General features: G+C 39.8%; 15 protein-coding genes and 1 pseudogene. 12 read left to right on the top strand and 4 right to left on the bottom strand.

What is annotated here, in order from left to right; all coding sequences use genetic code 11:
• Positions 1 to 548: 548 nt before the first annotated feature.
• From DXA05_RS22290 to DXA05_RS22310, 5 genes are all read left to right on the top strand, one after another.
• Complete coding sequence (locus DXA05_RS22290) at positions 549 to 1,037, top strand: hypothetical protein (RefSeq protein WP_008775756.1); 489 nt, start codon at positions 549 to 551, stop codon at positions 1,035 to 1,037.
• A gap of 252 nt (positions 1,038 to 1,289) precedes the next feature.
• A complete protein-coding gene (locus tag DXA05_RS22295; RefSeq protein WP_128859638.1) occupies positions 1,290 to 1,502 on the top strand; it encodes a hypothetical protein in 213 nt (70 codons plus the stop codon).
• Between the two features lie 163 nt (positions 1,503 to 1,665).
• Positions 1,666 to 2,823: a PD-(D/E)XK nuclease family protein gene (locus tag DXA05_RS22300; protein WP_004317565.1), complete on the top strand. Its 1,158-nt coding sequence runs from the start codon at positions 1,666 to 1,668 to the stop codon at positions 2,821 to 2,823.
• Entirely contained in the window at positions 2,820 to 3,167 is a 348-nt protein-coding gene (locus DXA05_RS22305) for a WYL domain-containing protein (RefSeq protein WP_022199607.1), read from the top strand. Before DXA05_RS22300 ends, DXA05_RS22305 begins: the two co-directional genes overlap by 4 nt.
• Positions 3,168 to 3,235: 68 nt before the next feature.
• A complete protein-coding gene (locus tag DXA05_RS22310) occupies positions 3,236 to 3,982 on the top strand; it encodes a hypothetical protein (protein WP_087318052.1) in 747 nt (248 codons plus the stop codon).
• A 47-nt stretch (positions 3,983 to 4,029) separates the two neighbouring features.
• Here the strand turns inward: DXA05_RS22310 and DXA05_RS22315 are convergent, their stop codons facing one another.
• From DXA05_RS22315 to DXA05_RS22330, 4 genes are all read right to left on the bottom strand, one after another.
• On the bottom strand, positions 4,030 to 4,434 hold the full coding sequence (locus DXA05_RS22315) for an ASCH domain-containing protein (RefSeq protein WP_022199604.1): 405 nt from the start codon (positions 4,432 to 4,434) through the stop codon (positions 4,030 to 4,032).
• The gene (locus DXA05_RS22320; protein WP_284515665.1) at positions 4,412 to 5,383 is read right to left on the bottom strand and encodes an N-acetyltransferase; all 972 of its coding nucleotides are present in this window, start codon (positions 5,381 to 5,383) and stop codon (positions 4,412 to 4,414) included. Before DXA05_RS22320 ends, DXA05_RS22315 begins: the two co-directional genes overlap by 23 nt.
• 343 nt (positions 5,384 to 5,726) lie before the next feature.
• Positions 5,727 to 7,490: a helix-turn-helix domain-containing protein gene (locus DXA05_RS22325; RefSeq protein ID WP_128859639.1), complete on the bottom strand. Its 1,764-nt coding sequence runs from the start codon at positions 7,488 to 7,490 to the stop codon at positions 5,727 to 5,729.
• Positions 7,491 to 7,864: 374 nt separating this feature from the next.
• Entirely contained in the window at positions 7,865 to 8,482 is a 618-nt protein-coding gene (locus DXA05_RS22330; protein WP_008022234.1) for a DNA polymerase ligase N-terminal domain-containing protein, read from the bottom strand.
• A 220-nt stretch (positions 8,483 to 8,702) separates the two neighbouring features.
• Here DXA05_RS22330 and DXA05_RS22340 point away from each other — a divergent pair, with 220 nt between their 5' ends.
• From DXA05_RS22340 to DXA05_RS22360, 7 genes and pseudogenes are all read left to right on the top strand, one after another.
• Positions 8,703 to 11,171, top strand: a complete 2,469-nt coding sequence (locus tag DXA05_RS22340) for a glycoside hydrolase family 95 protein (RefSeq protein ID WP_128859640.1) — start codon at positions 8,703 to 8,705, stop codon at positions 11,169 to 11,171.
• A gap of 13 nt (positions 11,172 to 11,184) precedes the next feature.
• Complete coding sequence (locus DXA05_RS22345; RefSeq protein ID WP_128859641.1) at positions 11,185 to 12,387, top strand: glycoside hydrolase family 88 protein; 1,203 nt, start codon at positions 11,185 to 11,187, stop codon at positions 12,385 to 12,387.
• A 20-nt stretch (positions 12,388 to 12,407) separates the two neighbouring features.
• Complete coding sequence (locus DXA05_RS22350; RefSeq protein WP_128859642.1) at positions 12,408 to 13,874, top strand: glycoside hydrolase family 140 protein; 1,467 nt, start codon at positions 12,408 to 12,410, stop codon at positions 13,872 to 13,874.
• 129 nt (positions 13,875 to 14,003) lie between these two features.
• The gene (locus DXA05_RS28050) at positions 14,004 to 14,696 is read left to right on the top strand and encodes a hypothetical protein (RefSeq protein ID WP_284515666.1); all 693 of its coding nucleotides are present in this window, start codon (positions 14,004 to 14,006) and stop codon (positions 14,694 to 14,696) included.
• Positions 14,603 to 16,418 (top strand): annotated as a pseudogene (locus tag DXA05_RS28055) (family 78 glycoside hydrolase catalytic domain). The gene DXA05_RS28050 and the pseudogene DXA05_RS28055 overlap by 94 nt, the downstream one beginning before the upstream one ends.
• Before the next feature lie 28 nt (positions 16,419 to 16,446).
• A complete protein-coding gene (locus DXA05_RS28060) occupies positions 16,447 to 17,859 on the top strand; it encodes an exo-alpha-sialidase (protein ID WP_284515667.1) in 1,413 nt (470 codons plus the stop codon).
• A 113-nt stretch (positions 17,860 to 17,972) separates the two neighbouring features.
• Complete coding sequence (locus DXA05_RS22360) at positions 17,973 to 18,872, top strand: SDR family oxidoreductase (RefSeq protein ID WP_118196496.1); 900 nt, start codon at positions 17,973 to 17,975, stop codon at positions 18,870 to 18,872.

Genomic DNA, 18,872 nt, shown 5'->3' on the forward strand with positions numbered 1-18,872 from the left:
TATAAAAGAGGCTCATTTAACTATGTTAAATAGACTTCATCTAAAATTTCTTCATATATGACACTCTGTATATTTCTTTATATAGATAAAAACAAGTAAATATACAATATAAAAGAGGCTCATTTAACTATGTTAAATAGACTTCATCTAAAATTTCTTCATATATGACACTCTGTATATTTCTTTATATAGATAAAAACAAGTAAATATACAATAGTACTATTTATTTACATCAAAAACAAACAAGTTATTTTATGATTTCAAAATTTCGAGAGATTTATTCTAGCTTTATCTCTTGATTTTAAGGAGCACCTCGTTGCATTAAAACCAACGAGGTGTTTCTCGGTGTGCAACGGGTCGCCTTTAAAAGGAACGACCCGTTGGTTTAAAACCAAAACCCACTTATGTAACTCTCTGAAAAGCAAAGCATTACAAAAGCGTCCTCCCGGCCTTTCTTTTTAAGTAAAATTTTCAACAAAAGAAAACGGATACCAATATCAAACACGGTACTCCACTGATAAATATTTTACAAATCAAATCTAAAAACAATGGTTACAGTTACTTTTCAGATCAAGCCCTATCTAGCGGCTTACATGTACATGCGCTACAAAAATCACCTCGACGTACCTCCAGACCGCTCTTCTTCCTCACTTTCCGCGATCCATCTTCTCGACACCCAGCCCATCTATCACTTTCTCCACCAACTGTCCATTCCCCACCCTCCCAACGCCTCATGGCACGAAACCGGAAATATTACCTTCACCCTCCCCCATCCCAGAAACGGTAAAAATCCAAATGTATATAATTATATAGGTCATAACAGTGCACTTATCATTGAAAAAGCAATGGAAGTAGAAATGAGGGCCGAACTTTATGAATTTCTACTGGAAAATAAATACTGCCACGGCATCATGTTCAAAAAATCAATGGAAACTTTTGTCGAACATTATAATATGGTAGGGTTAGTGGAAGAAGAAAGTTTAATGAGGGCGTTTCAGAGGTGGAGGAAGATGATGAAGGAGGAGAAAAATAGGTGATTCTTTTATAGGGTGTCACATAAAATGAGACACCCTGCTTTACTTTTGCACCAAACTTCATTAATAATCAAAACAAAAGTAGTATGGCAATAAAAAAAAGTATCAAATGAGTTTATGGCTAAGGTCCTTAACGATGTAGCTTGGTAAGCCTTGTCTAACACAAGTAATGAAATCCTTTTTCATGAGGAATGTATTGAGCATTTTAAAAATTATTGGGATTGGTCAGAACTTTCAAGTAATACTGATCTAAAGTTGAACTATTATCTTATTGACAAGTTTATCGATTTATGGGATTGGAGTGAAATAATCAATCGATATTATGATGATGCGTCACTCTATACTATCGACTTTCTTGAAAAATATGTTGATAGAATACCCACCAACAACTTGCAAAATTCATATTTATGGTATTCCATCGTAAAAAGACGGATGAAAGAATTGGCTTTTGAGATTGTTTCACAATAATTATTCACTACGTGAACAAAGAGGAAAAATTGTCTTGCTAAAGCTACCAGTAGCTATAAACGTTGAAAATATTTCACGTTATATAATATCAATTAAATCAAAATTATAATATAGAAAACGAGGCAATCTTTTCGTATTTTTGTATTAACAAAATAGTTTAAATATGGAATTGAATGATCTTTTAATGGAAATAAGCAAGATTTGCCTTATTGAGCAAGAGCGAATGAAGCATAAGCAGCGAAAAGGCGATTGTTTTAACGTTTTCAACACTCTTGGATTACGGTCTAACGAAGTTAGATTGCATTCCGCATTCCTTGCAGAATTGTTAAATCCTGACGGAAATCATGGCCTAAAAGATGCTATGCTTAAAGAATTTCTTGCAGCCATTGGCTTAAAACGAGATTATATATCTAATTGCAATACCAATATAGTCGAACGATATATTGGTGAGCGGACAGAAACTACTGGTGGACGGATCGATATAATCTTGGAAGATGGTGAATATGCTATTATCATTGAGAATAAAATATATGCTATTGATCAATACCATCAATTACTGCGATACAATAACTATGGTAAACAACGTTTTCCGAAAGGCTTTAAGTTGATTTATCTTACACTTGATGGTCATGAGGCAAGCAAAGATTCATTAGGAGACAATGAGATTGACTATCACTGTATCTCGTACAAAGGACATATCCTAAATTGGTTATCAAAGTGTGTGATGTTAGCATACGACAAACCTCTGGTACGAGAGACAATTTCCCAATATATTACACTTATTAAACAAATCACAGGACAAGATATGAATAAAGATAGTAGTGATAAAATCGTAGATTTAGCCATCAATAATATGGAAGCAGTAGTTGCCTTGATGGATAACAGAGCTGAAATAAGTAGCAAATTAAGAACAGAATTCATTTTTAAACCGTTAAAAGAATTCGCAGTTAAAATGGGGATGGAATTTAAGCTCATCAAAGAAGGAGACGAAAGTCCGGCTCTAAAATTCAAAATGCCCCAATGGTCCCATTACATAGTCATTACAAGAGATGATGGAAGAGATTCGGATTGGAAGAACCTTTATATCGGTATTTCACAAAGTTCACTGCTGGGGGCTAAAGAATTACCAATACGGCAATTATCATGTTTTTCAGAATGTAGTAATACGTACTGGCCTTATGGATGGGAATGGATTCTATACACCGATTGGCATTCCACCAGTAGCTACTTACCAATACGCACAGGAGAGGTCTCAAATTGGATTATCTCCAAAATCAGACAAATCATAGAAGAGATAGAAGATAAAGGTTTGCCAGTGTGACCGATACATGCTTCACTTTGCCAAAGGACTTTGATGCTAAATCCTATTTCTCTTCTTTCTTTGGAATTGTGCTTGATAAGGATATTAAGGAAGAAAGAATCGTGTTACGTGCTGACAGATATCATCAACATTATCTTCGCACACTTCCACTTCACCCTTCACAACGGGAAATATACACTTCTGATGAATATGCAGATTTCGAATTGCATCTTCGACCGACATACGACTTCTGTATGGAGTTACTAAAAGTTGGCGCAATGATTGAAGTATTAGAACCCCAATCACTTCGTCATCAACTTCATGGCTGTATTAAGGATATGTGGAAAATATATGAAAACGATTAATGAAAGTCATTTAAGTGTTGATAGTTAGTACCAAAGATTGCATTTTAATTCTTATAAAATAAATAATAATGAAAGTATACACTCACTTCTATCTAATGGATGAGAACACTGCTATAGGTTTTCGATGGAGGACATTGTTACAATATGGTAATTCATGGGAGGTTATCGGATCAGTGGTAATGAAAAATCCAGGTGGTGCCAAATTTAAATCCCCCACCCACCAAGCAATTGACGATGCCGAAACGTTAAGACAACTCCGGCACTTTGACGAAAGTAAAGACAAGTGGTATGAATTTGGTAGTGATACCACAATTGACTGTGTAGGCGATCTCTTTGCTTTCTACTATGATCTGCCAAGACGTGAAGATTTGAACGGTGTGATACAAATTTTTAATCTCTTCTATATCAAAGAAGCAGATTTAAGTAAGGCTTTGGTATATTCAGAAGCAACCAGCAATACATTTCGTTTTGCAGATGAAGAAAATGTGACCAATTACGACATAGAGCACCTTGTTCCTCCAGTCTACCTTGGCTTTGGAAATTTGGCTTGGCATAAAAGATATAACCAAAAGGCTGAACAGTTTTTCAATGCCGCTATTAATAAGTGTGGAATGAAATATCTTGACCCTATATTCCAACACAATTTTGTTCCACCCCATAATATGCCAAATTGGAAAATACAACTGATAAAAGACCCAGCGTTACTTGATAAAAACACTTCTCATTATATAGCAATTCCTGAAGATAACTCATACTGCTACTTATTAAAAAGTAAACGTCCAAGGGATATTGATGGGAGTATTAAAATAAAATAACAGAATAGGCAAACCAGGATTATCTAAAAAGACAATCCTGGTTAAATTTAGTAGTTCGAAAATAGGAGAGCAGACTCATTTGGATCAATATACTTAAACGATTGGGGAGCAGCAAAAGCCTTAAATAATTCGAATGGATTAATTGGTTCTTCATAAAGACGTGGAGAACTGATTTTCAAGGCATACCCATGTGTACGACCTTCAAAGTATTGGTCAAAAAAATCCTTAGTGATACCTGAATCCTTATGAGTCTGGTCCCATAGTGTACTAGGGGTATCATTTAGAATATTCTCTACTGTAAATTCCCCAACAATCATCCCAACAGGCTTTGTTGAATAGACCACTACTTTATCTACACTCCTTGTGAAAATAGCTTTTCTATATTCATATTTTTTCTTTCCTGTAAAAATTTCCTGTACAAATTCAGGTTTAATCGATAATAAGACTTTCATTTATTTTTCCTCTTGATATTATATTCTTAAATTGTTCATCATTTATTTGCATAAATCCCCAATAGTCACCAGCCGAAAGGCCGACCTGTTCAATAAGTTCACCACGGGTAACTCTTCTATCAAATGCAATATTATAAGTCATTTTTATAAGAGTCATCCCATATTCTGTATACCATTTCCGTAGCTCATTTTCATTAAATATACTATAAGCGTTTGCATATTTGATAAATTCCTCTGTAGATTTAAAATCAGAAGCCTTTTTTATTTCTTCTACAATACAGATAGAAGACACAACACTACGATAATATGCAGCCCCTTTTTCGTCTTTCATTCGATAGATTAAAAGAACATCTCCTCTTGACAATTGATCAATATTCCTCATTTTACACAAATAAATCTTATGTATGCTATTTGTGTAAGCAATGTCTCGCACAAGAAAAGATTTATCACGTTCCTCATTATCTAAAATTGAATCAGGAAAGAGCGGAGTATGATATTCAGGTTTTATTGATAGAATAAACTTTCGTACTTTTGAAGTATGAATATAAGGATAATCATACAACAAATCTCCTGAATATACTTTCATAGACTTTACAAATACAAACTCCGGTTCATCCTCATGACCTTTAGTTCCATATACAAGGAATCCATATCTCTTTAACAACCTTATAAGCCCTTCATGTTTCCTGTATATCGTCACATATATTTCATCCGCATCAATATGAAGAGCAGCTACCACTATTTTTTTTACAAATTGTTCTCCCAACTTAGTATTATGAGCTTCTATTTTAAAAGTTCCAACTTTTAGTCTATTAGCTGCAGGCATTGGCGGACATACATCTGTTATATCTTCTAATTCCTGTTTTAAATATAGAAAAGCTTGCAACAGCCCTTCATTATTCTTTTGAATAAAAGCCTTTGCATTATCTTTCTTTTTCTTATTATACACTTAGAAAATTCGGGATAATCTTCCTTTAAAGAATTAAAAAAGGGATCAGATAAACTGATATTGCAAAAACTTTGTTGCTCCATAGCTTTTCTTTATTACTTATACGTTTGTTCTATTATTCTTGTTATGCGATACAAATTAACGAAAAAACTTCTAGAAGTAAAAGGAGAAGATAATAAATCTTCTAAATGAATAACATCCAAAATCTAGAATACCTTTAAAATATTTGATAAAAAAGACTTTATCTGTTTTAGAGGTGATAGTGAAGCAAGATGATAGAAAATGAACATAGTACATATTTAGTTTATATCATTTAAACTGAAAATATGTACTATATATTCTTTTACCCTATAATACTTTTAATGTAATCCGTAGGACATACATGATAGAAGTCTTTGAACTTCTTTCCAAAATATTTAGCATCACAATATCCCAGCATTCCTGCAATTTCCGAAACAGTGTACTGTTGGGAGGCTAGCAGTTTAAGTGCCCTGCCCATTTTGAACGAATAGATATAATTTTCCGGAGGATTCCCGGTTATCTCTCGTATCCTGCTATAAAAAGCAGTACGGCTCATTCCTATATCGATACTTAATTTATCTATTGTATATTTATCAGTAGAGAGGTTCTTTTCCAGGATTTTATTGACTTTATCCATAAATATCTGATCCGTATTTTCTGTTTCCATTTCTTCTTTGGTGGGGACCATTGGAAAAACAGCATCTGACAAAAACAATTTGACCCGTTCACGCAAAACCATGCGGTTTTCTACAAGCATACGTATGTTTGCCCTTAGCCTGCAAATGCTTTCTGTTCGTAATTCCAGACGATCCGCCCCACTTCCTAAATGGGACAAATAACTTTCGTTATCAAAGGCCCTTATCAAAAGGACAACCGGTATATACCCTATCATTTTATCTGTTTTGATCCGGAAACTAAGTGCATCTCCATTTGTTCCGTTTACATTATCGTCAATAATGATAGCATCAGGATTTTGGCGGACTACTGTATCCTTCAGCAAATCAGGATCTTTCAAAACTGAAATCTGAAAATACCGCGATAAAGCTTTCCTTAAATAATTCCTGAATGCCCCGTCCGCCATTACCAATAAGATATGGGATGTATCTTTTGTTTTAGCATTCGGGGTATCATCTTTATCACTTTCAGAAGATTTTTTAGCCTTATTCTTCGTATTTGTTGAAGAATGTTTGATAACCGAACATTCCTGATTCCGGCAATGACAATCTGTTGGAATGACAATTTGGAAAGCAAATGATTTGCCATGTCTATATCCGTTTATTTTTCCACCATGCAGGCGAATGATTTTTCTTACAGTCCACAAATCACTATACCCATATATAGGAAATATGACCGGAATAAAAGGAAACATTTTCCCTACTCTTTTGTCTGCTATCTCACAATTAGTAATCTGCAACTGCCAGGAATCTGTTGTATGTGTTATATTGATTGATATGCAACAACCTAAATCGGAACCCAAAATTAGTTTGCTTATAAGATGCTGAAGCGCTGCCGTCATAATGTTTTCATTGATTCTGCAACTGACGCAATCCGAACATTCGCTGACAGTCAGTTGTATACGGCGCGAATCAGCATAAGGTCGACATTGATTGACAATAGAAGTAATATAAGAAGAGAGTTCCAAATTTGCCGTTGATGTCTTAGGAAGTATTTTTTTGTTTACCTTATTGAGGGTTACAATATTCTGATTGCAATATATGATGTATTCGGTATATCCCAATGCCTCTTCTACTTGTTGGGAAAGCGATTCGGGAAGATTACCGGTTTTAAGTTCTTCCAATTGATTTCGTAACAATATCAACGGGGTATACGTAGTATGGAGCATGTTCATAGCTATCTTAAGTTTTTCATGTGACAACAACTGAACATTATACTCTACCGCAAGATACGCAAACAAAACAATAAATAGCCCAATGCCGAAACTCTCTACAGGAACTGCATAACCAAGCAATGACAAATCAGGCAAAATTACGCCAATAGCTTGTTTACTGTTTACTAAATTGGCTCCACTATCTATAGAAAGTAAAGCGCGAAAGTTTAATAATAAACTCAGGTAACAATCATTCATACTTATATAGGATTTGATTAATACTTACATTTTCAGCAAAACACGTTTGATGACCTTTTAACGTGTCTAAATCCGGAACAAGTATAAACTTTTCAACGTCCACATATGAGGTGGATTCTAACAAAAACAATGGGTGTTTTCTATCAAAAGTGGTAACAATATCGTTTGTTACCGAAATATCAAAGAATAGATTCTAAAATCATCATTTTATTTGGCGAAACGTAGTGATTGTCAAATATTATGCCATACAATAACACAACCATACGATCATATAGTTCCACTTAATCATTAAAATAATGAAATAAGTAGAATTATAAAGCCGCGTATATAATTTGAAAATAATAGACTTTAGATAAGTATTGTCAGATCATGATTTACAGGAATACCTCATCATAAGACGGAATAATCTTCGCATCGTAAACGTGAGTGACCGCAAATACATCGTCTTTCTTTATTAACAGCCAGTCTTTATCCTGATCATCCATATTGGTATGTATAAGGACAAATAGCCCTTTGAGTTTATGCCCGTGTAACTTGAATTCAAGTATTCCATTTTTAATGGCAGCGGAAATGTTACGATTATTACCAACGTAAGCATAGGTTCCACTATCCCATATTTCCACCGTACCTGCTCCATAGTTACCTTCCGGTATAACTCCTTCAAAGTGCGCATAACTCAAGGGGTGGTCTTCTACTTCTATGGCCAACCTCTTATCTTTTGGATTCATGGAAGGTCCTTTAGGCACCACCCAACTTTTTAATACTCCATCTACTTCCAAACGAAAATCGAAATGAAAATGACTGGCATCATGCTTTTGAACAACAAAAACAGGCATTCGATTGGGAGTTTCCACCGTCTCCGCCATCGGTTCCGGTGTTTTACCGAATTGCCTTTTTGCCCGGTACTCTTTGAGGTTGATCATAGAGGCTTCAGCCGCCTGCTTTTCTACCATTTTGATATTTTTTCCTTCATCGGGAGAATTCTTTGCCATAATCTGTATTTTTTAGGTGAATAAAAAAACGAATGATTCAATGTACAACAATCAGTATATCTGTTTGTTTGTCGAAATTCATCTATTTTAATGGCTTTATAACTGCATTTAAGTTTGCTAACTTATTTTTATTCTTCTCCCTTTCTTACTGCCTGCATAGTGGGTACAAAAATCCCTTTCAATCGTCCTTTTATAAAAGTATAAAAGCAATTGGAAGGAAATGAATAAAAAGAGATTAATCGGATATCTGTTCGTCACGATGTCTGTTGGTTGTATTCAGGCGCAGGAACAGAAGTCTTCTGTACCCGAATACAAGCTATGGTACGACTGTCCCGCACAGGTATGGACCGAAGCATTACCCCTTGGGAATGGCCGTTTGGGGGCCATGGTATATGGAACACCAGGCACAGAACAAATACAACTAAACGAAGAAAGCATTTGGGCGGGACGTCCCAATAATAACGCCAATCCGGATGCACTGGAATATATTCCGAAAGTGCGTGAGCTGGTCTTTGCCGGAAAATATCTTGAAGCTCAGACACTGGCCACAGAAAAGGTAATGGCAAAGACTAATTCAGGAATGCCATATCAAAGTTTTGGTGACCTGCGAATCGCTTTTCCCGGTCATACACGTTATTCCAATTATTACAGGGAATTAAGTCTGGATTCCGCACGTGCAATCGTACGTTATGAAGTAGACGGAGTGCAGTATCAACGCGAAACGATCACCTCATTCACCGATCAGGTAGTAATGGTACGACTGACCGCCAATCGTCCCGGACAAATTACTTTCAATGCACAACTCACTTCGCCTCACCAGGATGTTATGATCGCTTCTGAAGAGGGAAACTGTGTGACACTCTCGGGAGTCTCTTCCTTGCATGAGGGGCTCAAAGGGAAAGTAGAATTTCAAGGCAGATTGACTGCTAAAAATAAAGGTGGGAAAATAGCTTGTGCCGATGGTGTCCTTTCCGTTGAAGGAGCTGATGAAGCTACGGTCTATGTATCTATTGCCACCAACTTCAACAATTATCAAGACATCACCGGTAATCAGACAGAGCGGGCTAAGAATTATTTGGCGAAAGCAATGGTTCATCCGTTCATTGAATCGAAGAAGAATCATGTTGATTTTTACCGACAATATCTGACACGCGTTTCTCTTGATTTGGGACGAGACCAATATGCGAATGTAACCACCGATAAGCGTGTGGAGAATTTCAAAAACACCAATGACACACATCTGGTTGCCACCTATTTTCAATTCGGACGTTATTTGTTGATCTGTTCTTCCCAACCGGGAGGACAACCCGCCAATTTACAAGGAATTTGGAATGACAAATTATTCCCTTCCTGGGATAGCAAATATACTTGTAACATCAATTTGGAAATGAATTACTGGCCTTCGGAAGTAACGAATCTAAGTGAACTGAATGAACCGTTATTCCGTCTGATAAAAGAAGTGAGTAACACAGGAAAAGAGACGGCTAAGATTATGTATGGAGCCAACGGATGGGTGTTGCATCATAACACGGATATATGGCGTATTACAGGAGCAGTTGACAAAGCTCCTTCGGGTATGTGGCCCAGTGGTGGTGCATGGCTTTGCCGACATCTTTGGGAGCGTTATCTATACACCGGAGATGTGGAATTCCTGCGTTCTGTCTATCCGATACTGAAAGAGTCTGGACGTTTCTTTGATGAAATTATGGTGAAAGAACCCGTACACAACTGGCTGGTAGTCTGCCCCAGTAATTCACCGGAGAATGTACATTCGGGAAGTAACGGGAAAGCTACTACAGCTGCCGGATGCACCATGGACAACCAATTGATTTTCGATCTTTGGACAGCAATTATATCTGCTTCTCAAATACTGGATACAGATCAGGAGTTTGCCTCTCATCTGACACAACGTCTCAAAGAAATGGCTCCCATGCAGGTGGGACATTGGGGGCAATTACAAGAGTGGATGTTCGACTGGGATGATCCGAAGGACGTGCACCGCCACATTTCTCATTTGTACGGACTCTTCCCCAGCAATCAGATTTCCCCTTACCGTACTCCTGAATTATTTGATGCAGCACGTACTTCTCTGATTCATCGTGGCGACCCGTCGACCGGGTGGAGCATGGGATGGAAAGTTTGCCTTTGGGCACGCCTGCTTGATGGCGACCACGCCTACAAGTTGATAACTGACCAGCTGACTCTCGTACGCAATGAAAAGAAAAAAGGAGGCACCTACCCTAACCTGTTCGATGCGCATCCGCCATTTCAAATTGATGGAAACTTTGGTTGTGCCGCAGGCATTGCAGAGATGTTGATGCAAAGCTACGACGGTTTTATATATTTGCTTCCCGCACTGCCTACCGTTTGGAAAGCAGGTTCTATCAAAGGAATTATTGCCCGTGGAGGTTTCGAACTTGATTTGAGTTGGAAAAACGGGAAAGTCAGCCGACTGGTTGTCAAATCTCATAAGGGAGGAAATTGTCGTTTACGTTCGCTCAATCCATTAACCGGGAATGGCTTGAAGCGTGCCAAAGGTGAAAATCCGAACCCTCTTTATGCAGTCCCCACCATTCCGGAGCCATTGATTAACGAAAAGGCCAACTTGAACAAAGTGGAAATTGCAGAGACTTACCTCTATGACCTACCTACCAAAGCAGGAAAAGAATATGTATTGATTGGAAAATAATAACTCGACCGATATGAACAAAAACTTATTGAAACTGATTGTCGCCTGTGGAACTGCTTGTTTCCTGGCTTGCGCAGCACCTCAAAAAACAGAAACGGAAAAATGGAGTGAACGCATGGCACGCTCCGAAATGAAACGTTTCCCCGAACCCTGGATGATTGAAAAAGCTAAAAAACCACGCTGGGGATATACCCACGGATTAGTAGTGAAATCCATGTTGGAAGAATGGAAACATACCGGGGACAGCGTATATTATGAGTATGCCAAGATATATGCAGATAGTCTGATCGATGCTGACGGACATATCAAAACCATGAAATATCTTTCATTCAATATTGATAATGTCAACGGTGGAAAGATTCTTTTCGATCTTTACGCACAGACTGGAGACAAACGCTACAAAATAGCCATGGATACTTTGCGCAAGCAAATGGCAGAGCAACCCCGTACCAGTGAGGGAGGATTCTGGCATAAATTGAGATATCCTCATCAAATGTGGCTGGACGGAATTTTTATGGCTTCTCCTTATCTGGTTCAATATGGGGCTACTTTTAATGAACCCGCTTTATTTGACGAAGCAACAAAACAGATTCTTCTAATAAATAGCAAGACTTATGATCCTGCAACAGGGCTTTATTATCACGGATGGGATGAAAGTCGCGAACAGAAATGGTCAAATCCTGAAACAGGTTGCTCTCCTAATTTTTGGAGTCGCAGCATCGGATGGTATGGAGCTGCTATTGTAGATGTACTGGACTTTCTGCCACAGGAAACTGCCGGACGCGACAGCATTATACAAATTCTGCAGGGATTGGCAAAAGCGATTGTGAAATACCAAGATCCTTCATCCGGAACCTGGTATCAGGTAACCGATCAGGGAGCACGTGAAGGTAATTATTTGGAATCATCTGCCACTGCCCTGTTTATCTATACGCTTGCCAAAGCTATCAATAAAGGATATATTGGCAACGAGTATATCGAACCGACACAAAAAGCCTTTGACGGAATGGTAAAGACATTTACCCGTTTGGAAGAGGATGGCAGCTATACAATTACCAATTGCTGTGCTGTTGCAGGATTGGGCGGAGATTCAAAAAGATATCGTGACGGCTCATTTGAGTATTATATCAGTGAACCGATCATAGAAAATGATCCGAAATCGATAGGTTCATTCATCTTGGCTGCTATTGAGTATGAGAAAATGACTAAAAAATAAACTCAAAACGATAAAATACAATGAGAAAATTCAAGATTCTTCCTCTTTTGTTGCTGCTATTGACAATGGCAACTTCGGCTGCAGCACAGAAGAAAACACAAAAGACGTATATCCCCTGGGACAACGGCAAACTCATAGTTTCCGAAGAGGGACGTTACCTGAAACACGAAAACGGTGCTCCTTTCTTTTGGTTAGGAGAAACCGGTTGGCTATTGCCCGAACGCTTGAACCGGGATGAAGCCGAATATTACCTGGAACAATGCAAACGTCGCGGATACAACGTGATTCAGGTTCAAACGTTGAACAATGTTCCGTCTATGAATATCTACGGACAATATTCGATGATTGACGGATACAACTTCAAAAACATCAATCAAAAAGGCGTATACGGTTATTGGGATCACATGGACTACATCATCCGTACAGCAGCAAAAAAGGGACAATATATCGGCATGGTCTGCATTTGGGGAAGCCCGGTGAACCGGGGCGAGATGACTGTAGAACAGGCAAAAGCATACGGCAAGTTTTTGGCAGAGCGTTATAAGGACGAACCGAATATTATCTGGTTTATCGGTGGAGATATCCGTGGCGACGTGAAAACTGCTGAATGGGAAGCTTTGGCAACCTCTATCAAAGCTATCGACAAAAATCACCTGATGACATTCCATCCACGTGGAAGAACAACTTCCGCAACTTGGTTCAATAACGCTCCCTGGTTGGATTTCAACATGTTTCAAAGCGGACATCGTCGCTACGGACAACGTTTCGGAGATGGTGACTACCCTATCGAAGAAAATACGGAAGAAGATAACTGGCGTTTTGTAGAACGCAGCCTGGCCATGAAACCCATGAAACCTGTGATTGACGGTGAACCGATCTATGAAGAAATACCTCATGGTCTGCACGATGAAAACGAACTGTTGTGGAAGGATTATGACGTACGTCGTTATGCTTATTGGTCTGTATTTGCAGGTTCTTTCGGACATACTTACGGTCATAATTCCATCATGCAATTTATCAAACCGGGTGTAGGTGGTGCTTATGGTGCAAAGAAGCCTTGGTATGATGCGTTGAATGATCCGGGCTACAATCAGATGAAGTATCTGAAAAACCTGATGTTGACTTTCCCGTTCTTTGAACGCATACCCGATCAGTCTATCATCACAGGACAGAATGGAGAACGTTATGACCGCGCTATCGCTACACGTGGAAATGATTATCTGATGGTATACAACTATACCGGACGTCCGATGGAAGTTGATTTCAGCAAGATTAGCGGCGCGAAAAAGAATGCTTGGTGGTACACCACGAAAGATGGTAAACTGGAATACATCGGAGAATTTGATAACGGAGTGCACAAATTCCAGCACGACAGTGGTTATTGCAGTGGAAACGATCATATTCTGATTGTAGTGGATAGTAGTAAGAACTATGTGGAGAAGGCCTGGACAGAATTACCAAATGCACAACAAAAATGGGCTAAATAATTTTGTATTATTAGGCACAGATTACACGGATTTTACGGTTTTCAGAATGACAGATAAGTAAAACAACAGCATTAATCCGTGCAATCCGTGCCTAAATTTATTATATAAACGAATTATGAGAACATACTTATGAATAAAAGAATAGTATCATTTTTCTTTCTTCTGCTCTTTGCAGGTTCACTATACGCAGCCATAGGTATCACTGACCTGCGAACGGAGCAGTTGAAAAATCCGGCAGGTATCGATGTGCGCCAACCCCGATTGAGTTGGCGCATCGAATCGGATGAACAGAATGTGATACAAACTGCGTATCACATTCTTATCGCATCTTCCCCGGAGCTATTGGAACAAGGAAAAGGAGATATTTGGGATTCAGGAAAGATTGAATCTGACGCTTCCCAATGGATCACTTATCAGGGAAAAACATTAAAATGTAATGCCTCCTACTATTGGAAAGTGAAAATAGACACCAACAAAGGTGCAACAAATTGGAGTGCTCCGGCTTTCTGGACCACCGGACTATTTAATGAAGCGGACTGGCAAGGGCAATGGATCGGCTTGGACAGGGCCGCTCCCGGAGACAGCGAAACACAATGGAGCCGTTTGGCAGCCCGTTATCTCCGTAAAGAGTTTGCAGTAAAGAAAAGTGTGAAACGTGCCACAGTACATATCGCCGGAATGGGATGTACGAGTTGTTTATCAACGGACAACGCATCGGCAATCAAGTACTGGCACCTGCTCCTACCGACTACCGGAAAACAATTCTGTACAACACATACGATGTTACTTCACTGCTTCAAACAGAAAATGCTATTGGAGTAACTCTTGGAAATGGTCGCTTCTATACGATGCGTCAGAACTATAAACCGTATAAGATACCGACTTTCGGTTATCCTAAACTCCGGTTGAATCTGATTGTGGAATATGCAGACGGCAGCAAAGAAACGATTGCTACAAACACTTCATGGAAATTGACTACTGAAGGTCCTATCCGTAGCAATAATGAATATGATGGCGAAGAATATGATGCTCGTAAAGAGCTAGGAGCCTGGACTCAAACCGGATATGATGACAAAAACTGGATGCCGGCCCAACGTGTCAGTATTCCTTCAGGAACATTGCGTGCACAAATGATGCCGGGCATGAAAGTTACAGAAACCCTGAAGCCCGTTTCTATAAAAAAGCTTGGTAACAAATATATCCTGGATATCGGTCAGAATATGGCAGGCTGGGTACGTTTCCGGATAAAAGGACAGGCTGGCGATAGCATCCGTCTCCGTTTTGCAGAAAGTCTGCAAGACAATGGCGAACTTTATACTAGAAACTTCAGGGATGCCCGTTCTACAGATGTATATGTTGTCAGCGGACGCGAAACAAAAGATGCTACCTGGGCACCTCGTTTTATTTATCATGGGTTCCGTTATGTAGAAGTCAGCGATTATCCGAATGCGAAGGCAGAAGATTTCGTTGCCGAAGTAGTAGAAGATGAAATGGAGCATATCGGTACTTTCAACTGTTCTGACGAAACTCTGAATAAAATTATCCGTAATGCATTTTGGGGAATCCGGAGCAACTATAAAGGGATGCCGGTTGACTGTCCGCAACGGAATGAACGCCAACCATGGTTGGGTGACCGTACCATGGGCTGTTGGGGAGAAAGCATGCTTTTCGATAATTACGCCATGTATACCAAATGGACGCGTGACATCCGCGAAGCACAACGGGAAGACGGCTGTATTCCTGATGTAGCCCCGGCATACTGGAACTACTACTCGGACAATGTGACCTGGCCTGCCGCTTTACCAATGCCTGCGACATGCTTTTCACAAACTTTGGAGATAAACGTCCGATCGAAGAGAATTATCCGGCTATCAAGAAGTGGGTATCTCATATCCGGGAATACTATATGACAGAAGATTTTATCATCACCAAAGATAAATATGGTGACTGGTGCGTTCCGACCGAATCACTGGAGTTAATTCATAGTAAGGACCCTTCCCGCAAGACTGACGGAGCTTTGATCGCAACGGCTTATTATCTGAAGGTATTACAACTGATGCACCGCTTTGCAAGCTTGCAAGGGCTGAAGCTGACGCAGAAGAATGGGAAGATTTGGAACATCGCATGAAAGACGCATTCAATGCCCGTTTTCTTCACGTAAAGGAAGGTACTTCTCCTGTACCGGGACATACCTTATATCCGGATAGTATTTTCTATGGTAACAACACAGTTACTGCCAATATCTTGCCACTTGCTTTTGGTCTGGTGCCAAAGAACTACATCAATGAAGTAGCTAAAAATGCCGTAACTTCCATTATTACAACCAACAAGGGACATATAAGTACCGGAGTAATCGGTGTACAATGGCTATTGCGTGAATTGAGCCGTCGCGGTCATGCCAATGTAGCTTATCTACTGGCTACCAATAAAACATATCCTTCCTGGGGATATATGGTTGAAAAAGGTGCTACCACTATTTGGGAGTTATGGAACGGTGACACGGCAAATCCTGAAATGAATAGCGGTAATCACGTGATGCTTTAGGTGACTTATTGCTTGGTGCTTCAATAACTTGGCAGGTATCCGTGCGGACCGCTGGAAGTCCGGTTACAAGCATATCGTCTTCCAGCCGGCTTTTGAAATTCAGGAGTTGAGTAACGTGGATGCATCGTACATGAGTATCTACGGAAAAATAACCAGCCGATGGACAAAGACTCCCACACATTTGGAATGGGATATCGAACTTCCCGCCAATACGACGGGGGAAGTACATCTTCCGGATGGACGGAAAGAAAAAATCGGTTCGGGAAAATATCATTTCAGTGTAGACATTCCCACCCGGAATACGGCTATTCTGACTGATGAATTTCTGTATGAAAACGCTTCTTTCCCCGAATGTCACGGAGCTACGATAGTAGAGCTAAAAAATGGTGATCTCGTAGCCTCTTTCTTCGGAGGAACCAAAGAGCGCAATCCGGATTGTTGCATCTGGGTATGTCGTAAACCTAAAGGCTCTAAAGAATGGACCACCCCCAAACTTGCTGCCGATGGTGTGTTTTCACTCAAAGACCCACAAGCAGTATTAGCCGGAATCGATTCAACCTGTACCCCGGTGAAAGATGCAAAAGGAACACTTATTGCCCGCAGAAAAGCTTGCTGGAACCCGGTTCTTTTCCAGATTCCCGGAGGTGACCTGATTCTGTTTTATAAAATAGGTTTGAAAGTGAGCGACTGGACAGGATGGCTTGTCCGTTCACGCGACGGAGGAAAAACCTGGAGCAAACGCGAAGCGCTTCCAAAAGGTTTTCTTGGACCTATTAAGAATAAACCGGAATATATCAATGGGCGTATCATCTGTCCTTCCAGTACGGAAGGAAGTAACGGATGGCGTGTCCATTTCGAGATTTCCGATGATAAAGGCAAGACCTGGAAGATGGTCGGACCACTGGATGCCGAGTTATCTGTCCCCACCCAAAATCGTAAAAAGGGAGGTGTGAATGTGGATGACCAGGAAGGCGGAGAAGCGATCAAAGGAGAAGGAGCCAAACCTGTTTATGCAATACAACCCAGTATTTTGAAGCATAAGGATGGAAGATTACAGATACTCTGCCGTACACGTAACGCACAGGTAGCAACTGCGTGGAGCAGTGATAATGGTAACACATGGAGTAAAGTAACGCTGCTGAATGTCCCGAATAATAATTCCGGTACAGATGCCGTGACAATGAAAGACGGTAGACATATCCTTATCTACAATAATTTCTCTACATTGCCCGGAACTCCGAAAGGTCCGCGTACTCCGCTCTGTGTGGCCGTTTCAGAAGATGGTATCAATTGGCAGCCTGTTCTTACATTAGAAGATAGTCCGATCAGCCAATACTCTTACCCTAGCATTATTCAGGGAAAAGACGGGAAGCTGCATGCCATTTACACATGGCGCCGTCAACGAATTAAATATGCAGAGATAGATCCGACGAAGTTTTAAATTTTGAACGATCATCTGAATGAGATCGACCGCTCCTTTGCCCGCAAAAGAGCGGTCGATTCTTGTATTTATCCATTTTATACTTTACATTTGCCAATAAATAAAAAATAACGATGGCAGATAATTACATAGAGAGACAACAGGAACAATACGAAGCCCGAAAAGCTGCTTGGAAACAAGCACAAAAATATGGTAAGAAGAAACTAACAGCAGTACGTCCGGCTGAATCGGAATCCCCCACTCCAATGGCTTCAAAGTCAGATGGTTCAAAAAAAAGAGTATTTGTAACTGGAGGAGCAGAAGGAATTGGCAAAGCAATAGTAGAAGCTTTTTGCCTGGCTGGAAATCAAGTTGCCTTTTGTGATATAAACGAAACATCGGGACAGGAGACTGCGAAGGCAACCGGGGCTATATTCCATAAGGTCGACGTAAGTGATAAAAACGCACTTGAAAGTTGTATGCAAACCATTCTTGCCGAATGGAACGATATTGATATTATTGTCAACAACGTCGGTATCAGCAAATTTTCTTCTATCACAGAAACAAGTGTAGAGGATTTCGACAAAATTCTTTCTATTAACCTGCGTCCTGTATTCATCACTTCCCGGCTGCTTGCCATCCATCGTAAAAAGCAGCCCTCTCCCAACCCATACGGCCGAATTATAAATATCTGCTCTACACGTTATCTGATGAGTGAACCGGGAAGTGAAGGGTATGCAGCTTCGAAAGGTGGTATCTATTCTTTGACTCATGCATTGGCTTTGTCTTTATCTGAATGGAATATCACCGTAAATTCCATTGCTCCGGGATGGATACAGACCCATGATTATAATCAACTCCAACCGGAAGACCATTCACAGCATCCTTCACGCCGGGTAGGTAAACCGGAAGATATTGCCCGCATGTGTCTGTTTCTCTGCGAGGAAAACAATGATTTCATCAATGGAGAAAACATCACTATTGACGGGGGAATGACGAAAAAGATGATTTATATATCTTCGGACGCAACATAA

Source organism: Bacteroides sp. AM54-2NS (assembly GCF_003602935.1).
GTDB lineage: Bacteria > Bacteroidota > Bacteroidia > Bacteroidales > Bacteroidaceae > Bacteroides > Bacteroides xylanisolvens.

Coding starts and splice junctions, on each gene's coding strand:
- DXA05_RS22290 (WP_008775756.1), top strand. CDS start 549: ATGGTTACAGTTACTTTTCAGATCAAGCCCTATCTAGCGGCTTACATG.
- DXA05_RS22300 (WP_004317565.1), top strand. CDS start 1,666: ATGGAATTGAATGATCTTTTAATGGAAATAAGCAAGATTTGCCTTATT.
- DXA05_RS22310 (WP_087318052.1), top strand. CDS start 3,236: ATGAAAGTATACACTCACTTCTATCTAATGGATGAGAACACTGCTATA.
- DXA05_RS22315 (WP_022199604.1), bottom strand. CDS start 4,434: ATGAAAGTCTTATTATCGATTAAACCTGAATTTGTACAGGAAATTTTT.
- DXA05_RS22325 (WP_128859639.1), bottom strand. CDS start 7,490: ATGAATGATTGTTACCTGAGTTTATTATTAAACTTTCGCGCTTTACTT.
- DXA05_RS22330 (WP_008022234.1), bottom strand. CDS start 8,482: ATGGCAAAGAATTCTCCCGATGAAGGAAAAAATATCAAAATGGTAGAA.
- DXA05_RS22340 (WP_128859640.1), top strand. CDS start 8,703: ATGAATAAAAAGAGATTAATCGGATATCTGTTCGTCACGATGTCTGTT.
- DXA05_RS22345 (WP_128859641.1), top strand. CDS start 11,185: ATGAACAAAAACTTATTGAAACTGATTGTCGCCTGTGGAACTGCTTGT.
- DXA05_RS22350 (WP_128859642.1), top strand. CDS start 12,408: ATGAGAAAATTCAAGATTCTTCCTCTTTTGTTGCTGCTATTGACAATG.
- DXA05_RS28050 (WP_284515666.1), top strand. CDS start 14,004: ATGAATAAAAGAATAGTATCATTTTTCTTTCTTCTGCTCTTTGCAGGT.
- DXA05_RS22360 (WP_118196496.1), top strand. CDS start 17,973: ATGGCAGATAATTACATAGAGAGACAACAGGAACAATACGAAGCCCGA.